The organism is Sulfoacidibacillus thermotolerans (assembly GCF_003144315.1).
Lineage (GTDB): Bacteria > Bacillota > Bacilli > Alicyclobacillales > SLC66 > Sulfoacidibacillus > Sulfoacidibacillus thermotolerans.
The window spans coordinates 1-6,779 of the sequence record NZ_MPDK01000045.1; the positions used below are offsets into that span (position 1 = coordinate 1).

The 6,779-nt window shown below is 46.7% G+C and carries 7 protein-coding genes; 5 read left to right on the plus strand and 2 right to left on the minus strand.

Going from position 1 to position 6,779, the window contains the following annotated elements; translation table 11 throughout:
- Positions 1 to 118 precede the first annotated feature (118 nt).
- Positions 119 to 1,048 (plus strand): alpha/beta hydrolase family protein, encoded by a 930-nt coding sequence (locus tag BM613_RS13700; protein WP_109431728.1) that lies wholly within the window; start codon positions 119 to 121, stop codon positions 1,046 to 1,048.
- Positions 1,049 to 2,119: 1,071 nt separating this feature from the next.
- Entirely contained in the window at positions 2,120 to 2,668 is a 549-nt protein-coding gene (locus BM613_RS13705) for a GNAT family N-acetyltransferase (protein WP_109431729.1), read from the plus strand.
- A 238-nt stretch (positions 2,669 to 2,906) separates the two neighbouring features.
- Here BM613_RS13705 and BM613_RS13710 read toward each other — a convergent pair whose 3' ends face one another.
- A complete protein-coding gene (locus BM613_RS13710; protein WP_281267866.1) occupies positions 2,907 to 3,092 on the minus strand; it encodes an IS3 family transposase in 186 nt (61 codons plus the stop codon).
- A 191-nt stretch (positions 3,093 to 3,283) separates the two neighbouring features.
- Here BM613_RS13710 and BM613_RS15885 point away from each other — a divergent pair, with 191 nt between their 5' ends.
- The 3 genes from BM613_RS15885 to istB all read left to right on the plus strand — a co-directional run bounded on the left by BM613_RS15885 (position 3,284) and on the right by istB (position 5,995).
- Entirely contained in the window at positions 3,284 to 3,514 is a 231-nt protein-coding gene (locus tag BM613_RS15885; RefSeq protein ID WP_109431731.1) for an ATP-binding protein, read from the plus strand.
- Between the two features lie 187 nt (positions 3,515 to 3,701).
- Complete coding sequence (gene istA, locus BM613_RS13720; RefSeq protein WP_109431732.1) at positions 3,702 to 5,234, plus strand: IS21 family transposase; 1,533 nt, start codon at positions 3,702 to 3,704, stop codon at positions 5,232 to 5,234.
- Entirely contained in the window at positions 5,231 to 5,995 is a 765-nt protein-coding gene (istB, locus tag BM613_RS13725) for an IS21-like element helper ATPase IstB (protein ID WP_109431733.1), read from the plus strand. The genes istA and istB overlap by 4 nt, the downstream gene beginning before the upstream one ends.
- A gap of 194 nt (positions 5,996 to 6,189) precedes the next feature.
- Here the strand turns inward: istB and BM613_RS13730 are convergent, their stop codons facing one another.
- Positions 6,190 to 6,528 carry a hypothetical protein gene (locus BM613_RS13730; protein WP_181363185.1) on the minus strand — a complete coding sequence of 113 codons (339 nt, stop codon included), beginning with the start codon at positions 6,526 to 6,528 and terminating at the stop codon, positions 6,190 to 6,192.
- Positions 6,529 to 6,779: the final 251 nt, after the last annotated feature.

Genomic DNA, 6,779 nt, shown 5'->3' on the forward strand with positions numbered 1-6,779 from the left:
CAGCCTGTGGAGAGGATGTAAGACCTGCTATCACAGAGGCAGCCTCAACGAAGCAGGAATTCAACGTCAAACCTACCTATGAGTAGATTTGAGTCAGTTTGGAGGAACGGTATGGATAATGGCTGAAGAAAAGATTGTGATAGGCGCCAAAACCAATCATCCGCTCAATGGCATGTTATCTATTCCCGATGAAGCGAATGGGTTGTTATGTCCAGCGGTTGTATTGGTTCACGGCTCTGGTCCGAGCAGTATGGATGAGAATATTGGAAACAATCACCCTTTTCGAGACCTCGCAGAAGGTCTGTCGGAAAAAGGGATTGCAGTCTTACGCTACGACAAGAGAACTTTCGTATACGGCAAACAAATGAAAGACGACGTTGGTATATCCGTAAGAGAGGAAACCATTGAAGATGCCATCCTCGCGGCTGAATTTCTACGCAATGATACGAGGGTCGATCCGAACAGGGTGTTTGTCATCGGCCACAGTTTAGGCGGGATGCTGGCTCCTCGAATTGATGCGGAAGGAGGACATTTTGCGGGAATCATTATTATGGCTGGTTCCCCGCGCAAACTTGAAGAAATACTGATGGATCAAAACTACGAGGTGCTGAACTCTTTAAACAGGTTTTTGAAAGTGATCGCAAAGAAACAGATCGCTGTATTGTCCGCTAAGTTTGGCAAGATTTATAACCTCAGCGACGAAGAGGCGAAATCGACAAAGCTGTTAGGCAAATATACGAGAGCATACTACTTCAAAGAAATGGGGGAACATCCGTCCACCGATTATCTAAAGGCATTAGACAAGCCCCTTCTGATTTTGCAGGGAGATAAAGATTTCCATCTATCTATCGAAAAGGACTTTGGTGGTTATCAAAAACTGCTCTGTGATAAACCAAATGTCACATTCAAGCTCTACCCGAATCTGAATCATCTGTTTATGCCTGCTGTTTATGGAGAGATACGCAAAGTAAAAAAGGAATATCGTGTGGCACAACATGTAGATGAACAAGTGATACAGGACATTGCGAACTGGATTCTTTCCGTCTGAGACGTACCCAAGGAAAGTCATTTGGGAAAACGTGACGTCTTGGTCCCCTTATCAAGAGGGGTGCTGTACACTGCTCATGCAGAAAAACTGATTTACCTATAAATATTAATACTTGTAAAAGTCACCATAAGGAATGACGTGCCATGTCGCCCCGCGCAAGCTCACACCATGAGAATTACGTAAGCGTCAAATAGCGCACAGTGCGCCTAGCAAAGCTAGGCACAACTAACCGGTGAGAGTCCGGCCGAGGTAGGGACTAGACTGCTCGTTGCAAGCAGGCACCTGGTGGCGGTTGCGAGAGACTAAGGGTGAAACAATATTACAGGCCGCAACATGAAGTGAATCTAGCCGCATCGTTAATTTGAATCCTGCAAGGGTCAAGAGGATGCCAAGCCGCGTGTGTACCGCGAAGGCTATGGAACGTGTGAAGAATCAGGGCAAGCAGCACGGAAGAATCCTTCGGTGTAGAGGGAACGGCAAGCAAAGTAAGTTGTGTCTGGAACTAAGGTGGTGTTAGGATCAAAGAAAGGTGGAAAATGAACAGATCTCTGTAGCCGATATTAAGAAATTCAAGGCTCGAATCAAAGAACTCGAAGAAGAAAATGATATCTTAAAAAAGTTAGACCCTCTTTGCAAAAAATAAGTGTTCGTGAACTTGTGGATGTTGCCGTATTCCAGTCTGACAAATACATAAAAAGAAAGTATGTCAGGTGTTAGGCACTGGTCGCAGCAGCTATTATTTCTGCACCCAAAAACGGCTCGAGGGACACCTGAAACAAGAAAATCGGCTATTGAAGCAAGTGATCATTCGAATCTACCCTGAACAAGATGGCATCATGGAAGGTCGTTATAATCGCAATCGTATTCACTCTGCAACCGGGTATAGGATACCCCAACAAATAGATGATTTTTTATCAATATCAGCTAACTTGTCTTTCCTTTTGTGTTCAGTATCTTGACGGAAGTCCAATTGAACCATTTGTGAAGCGGTGGACATCCGAGCAGGAACTCACAGAACTGCGTGTGTAACGTTCAACCGGCGAGTGGATGACATATAAACGAGGTGAAATCATGAGGCTAGATTCGGAACGGGTTTATATTCGTAGGTTGGAGATGGATGATCTTGAGGCACTACTGGATTTGCGAGTACGAAATCGTTATTTCTTTAAGACCTTTGAATCAGTTACTTCAGACTCACATTTTACGTTAGAAGGACAACAAGAAATTTTGGAGAAAGTGCAACACAATTGGGAAACTGATTCTGGATACGCATTTGGTATTTTTTTGACCCAACAAGATCGACTTATTGGACGAGTTAATCTAAGTAATGTGGTTCGGGGAGCTTGGGAGAGTTGCACAATGGGGTATTTCCTAGATGAACACTACAATGGTCAGGGGTTTACCACAGAGGCTGTACGTTTGGCAATTGGTTTTGCTTTCGGACCTGCGGAATTACATAGGGTCCAAGCGGCGGTCATGCCCCGAAATGTAGGCTCAATTAGAGTTCTTGAAAAAGCGGGATTTAGGTATGATGGGTTTTCGGAGTTCTATTTAAAAATCAATGGTGTGTGGGAAGACCATAACCTTTACAGTATTACACGAGAGCGTTGGAACTCATAGTCTTGTTATTTTTTAGAAAACGGGTCGAAGATCTGAATGACAATCCTTTCAAAATATTAGCTATGTATGGAAGGATTATAGTTCTGGATGTAGATCATCGAATGTACAATGTTAGTAACTTTGAACCACTTGACTAAACTATATTTGCTACACAGCTACCAGAAGAATGGGGTGCGGTTTAACCCCTCAACTTTAGAGTCTTGCTCCCTTAATCTCACTCAATCGCAAGATTACTTGATTAGGGTTTTACAAATAATGGATTACCTTCATGATTTGCGATTGCACGAATGAACTGCTCAGGTGTCAGATGATACAGACTGCCATGAATTCGGTGCTGGTTGTAAAACGAAATATATTCTGTTACGACTGCGTACGCTGCTTGATAGTTCTCAAACAATTGTCTCTTCCACAAAGCACGTTGCAATATCTGTGCCGCATGCTGCCCCTCGTAAGAAAGTCTGATGTGATAGTCAACGATCGCTCGGTCATATTCCCAGAGTTGGTGTTTTCCGCAAGTAAAAAACGTAGAAAAACGCTGCGGATTTTTACATAGACACTGTCAGCATGAAAACAGAAGAGTAAGATGACTTCGCTACTGAAAGAGCGTGTTTTAAGTTGGGTCTAAAAGCATGCATGGTTAGGATGCGTGTTGCTTTCTACACGGCGGCTGAGTTGGCGGATCTGTTGTACGCTTCAATTATAAACCGTTCAACTTCAGAGAAACTGATTTCACTCAGCTGGTATCATCTGCTTGTAATCGATGAGCTCGGCTACATGTCGATGGACAAACAGAGGGCCAATCTATTTTCCAACTCGTTAGCAAGCGTTATGAGACCGGCACTATGATCTTAACAACAAACATTCACGAAGGGAGGAGGTCTTATCTCATGAGTTGTTGTATTCGCTAAGCTAGTTTTGAGCCACTTTTAGCTTGGTCGATCGAGCAAAAAGTGAGCCACCTGTTTTCCAATTCTATCTCATCACTAGTATGCTATAAGTGCCAACCAATAGCAGAAAGTGAGAGATCAAAAGGATGATCCAAGTGGCTCGATTTCATCATATCAAACTCCTCGCACAACGAGAAAACCTTTCGCAGCGTGAAATCGCCCGCAGACTCGGGATTTCACGTAACACCGTCAGCAAGTATCTTCGCACGAACACGCCACCCACGGCCGCTCATCGTCGCAAAGTATACGGACGTCCGAGATATTCAGAAGAGACACTTCGGGTCATTCCTCTCATCGATCAGTGGCTGCAAGATGACCTGCAGATCTGGAAGAAACAGCGCCATACCGCCTCTCGCATTTATCGCAGGCTTCGCGATGAGTACGGATTTATTGGCTCTGAATCAAACATTCGCAAGGTGGTGGCTGCTCGTCGGGCAGTTCAAAAAGAAGTCTTTATTCCCCTCACGTTTGCTCTCGGCCAACAGTTCCAGTTCGACTGGGGAGAGGCCGATGTCAAGATCCATGGCGAAACGACACGCGTATTTCTCTTTTGTATGGAGTTGTCTGCCAGTCGGAAACGGTTTGTCTGGGCCTATCGCAACGAACAGCAGGAGTCGTTTCTGGACGGCTTTGTCCGCGCCTTCGAGTACTTTGGTGGCGTACCGGCGATCGGCCTCTTTGACAACCTGAAAAGCGCTGTCAAGAAGATACTGACCGGACGCAATCGCCAAGAACAGGAAACTTTCATCGCTCTTCAGGCCCACTATGTGTTTGAGGCGGAATTTGCAAACGCACGACGTGGGAACGAAAAAGGGATCGTGGAAGGGCTCGTTGGATACGTGCGGCGCAGCACCCTGGCTCCAGTGCCGGATGTGGGAAGCTTAGAGGAACTGAATTCCCGAATCTTGCTTCCTTGGTGTGAACGGGTGGTTGAAACGAAGCATGTGCCGCACTCGAAGGAAACTGCGGCTCAAGTCTATGAGCGGGAACGAGTCGTTTTGCACCCGTTGCCGATGCAGCCCTACGAAGCGTGTCGGATTCAACCAGGAACCGTCAGCAAGACCTCGACGGTGACGTTTGACACGGACCAGTATTCAGTCCCCAGTCGTTATGCGGGACAAGCCGTGTGGGTGAAAGGCTTTGTCGATCAAGTGATCATTGTGGCTCAAAATGAAGTGATCGCTTCACATGAACGCAGTCTGTCTCGGCAGCAGATGGTGCTGGAACTGGATCATTACCTGGAGGTATTGCTCAAAAAGCCGCGAGCCGTTCGGGACGCACGAGTCATGCATGACGACAAAGTGCCTGAGGTGTTCCGCCGCGTACACGCCAAAATGCGTGAGCGGCAGGACGCAGAGGGGGATCGCCTGTTTGTTCGCTTCCTGCTGCTGCATCGAGAGGTGGGGATGGAACGGTTGCGTCAAGCGCTGGAAGAGGCAGAACGTACGAGTACATACCACTTCGAAGGGCTACAGGAGATCCTGGCACAATTGACGGAACCGCGGCCCCATGCACCACTGGCGGCAGATCAGGTGCCGGTGGATCTGAATGCGTATCGGGTACAGCGATCGAATCTACAAATGTATAACCGATTGTCCGGTGGAGGGGAACTGCAATGACGACGGAACTGTTACTTGCGCATTATCTCAAACAGTTGCGATTGCCGATAGTCGCTAAACACTACGCTTCCCTGGCGCGGGAGGCGACGGAACACGGACTGACCTATGAGGCATATTTGCTGGCACTGCTGGAGCAAGAAACCGCAGCGCGAGATGAGAACCAGCGGCAGTTGCGATTGCGACAAGCCGCATTTCCGATTCGCAAGACGCTCGACACCTTTGAATTTCATCACATTCCTTCGCTGAATAAAAACAAAGTGCTGTCTTTGGTTCAAGGGGAATTCGTAGAGAAGAAAGAAAATGTCCTAATCATTGGCAATAGCGGCACGGGGAAGTCGCACCTTGGAACCGCTTTAGGGATCGAAATGGTCCAACGCGGCTACAAGGTCAAATTCATCACGGCCAGCGGGCTTGTGGAGGAACTGCTACTGGCTAAAGAAGAACATCGACTCCTTGCGCTGGAAAGGCAATGGTTAAAGTATGACGTGGTCATCTGCGACGAACTGGGCTATGTACCCTTCAGCAAGACAGGCGGAGAGCTGCTCTTTCAGTTTTTCTCTGCCCGCCATGAACGGCGCAGTACGATCGTAACGACGAACCTGGACTTTGGGGAATGGGTCAATGTGTTTGGCGATGAGAAGATGACGGCGGCGTTGCTTGATCGAATGACGCATCGGGCGCACATTTTGTTAATGAATGGAGATTCGTATCGTTTTCGCCAGAGTTTGCAGCGACAACATGAGGAACAGAAAGAGGCATAATTAAACAGAACACCAGTTCTATCCTCCCCTCGGGGAGGGGAAGAGGAAAGACAAGGAACATAGAGAAAAACCATAAAAACAAAGACCAGAATCGCCCAGAACAGGAACCTCTCACGCACTAAGTGGCTCACTTTTACCGTGATCGCTGTGGCTCAATTTATGCTTGACAAAAACAGTTGTTGCTTGAAGCAACCTTATTGACTGTAGACGAAGTGGACAATACCGTTTTTTTTCAGGTGCGAATCCAGATTGTAGGTAATAACACGCCGTGTGATTTTGGTGCTCTCTTGTTGATCTAGCCCATAATAGAGAATTCCATGATTCAACTGAACATCAAACAATTGCGTATGAGTATCAAGTGGTTTCCATATCAAGCTCGTCTTTTTCGTTGCGACGTTGTATGCGTACAAACGCTCATCATAATCTTGGCCCAAACCATTATTTAAATACATCCAAGTAATCCAATTTCCTTCAGTTTGTACAAAGGCACATCCATAATCTCTAAGCGGGTTGGGCTGTGGGAGATATGTCATATTCTTTTCGAGCAGTACTCTCTGTGGCTTGTAGGGCACTGTAGGCATCCCCGGCTGACCGTTCGGAAACACTTGTGTTTGTCAATCGAAAAGTTGACCATGTTGCTAACTGAAAAGTTGACCACCCCGACATAATGAAAAACTCTTGTTCTAGGCTGTTACACCAGACCTTTGTTGGCATTTAACCGAAGCCGTCCCGCATCCATACAAGGCGAGTGATATCAATACGCAGAGACCTATGTGAGCCGAAC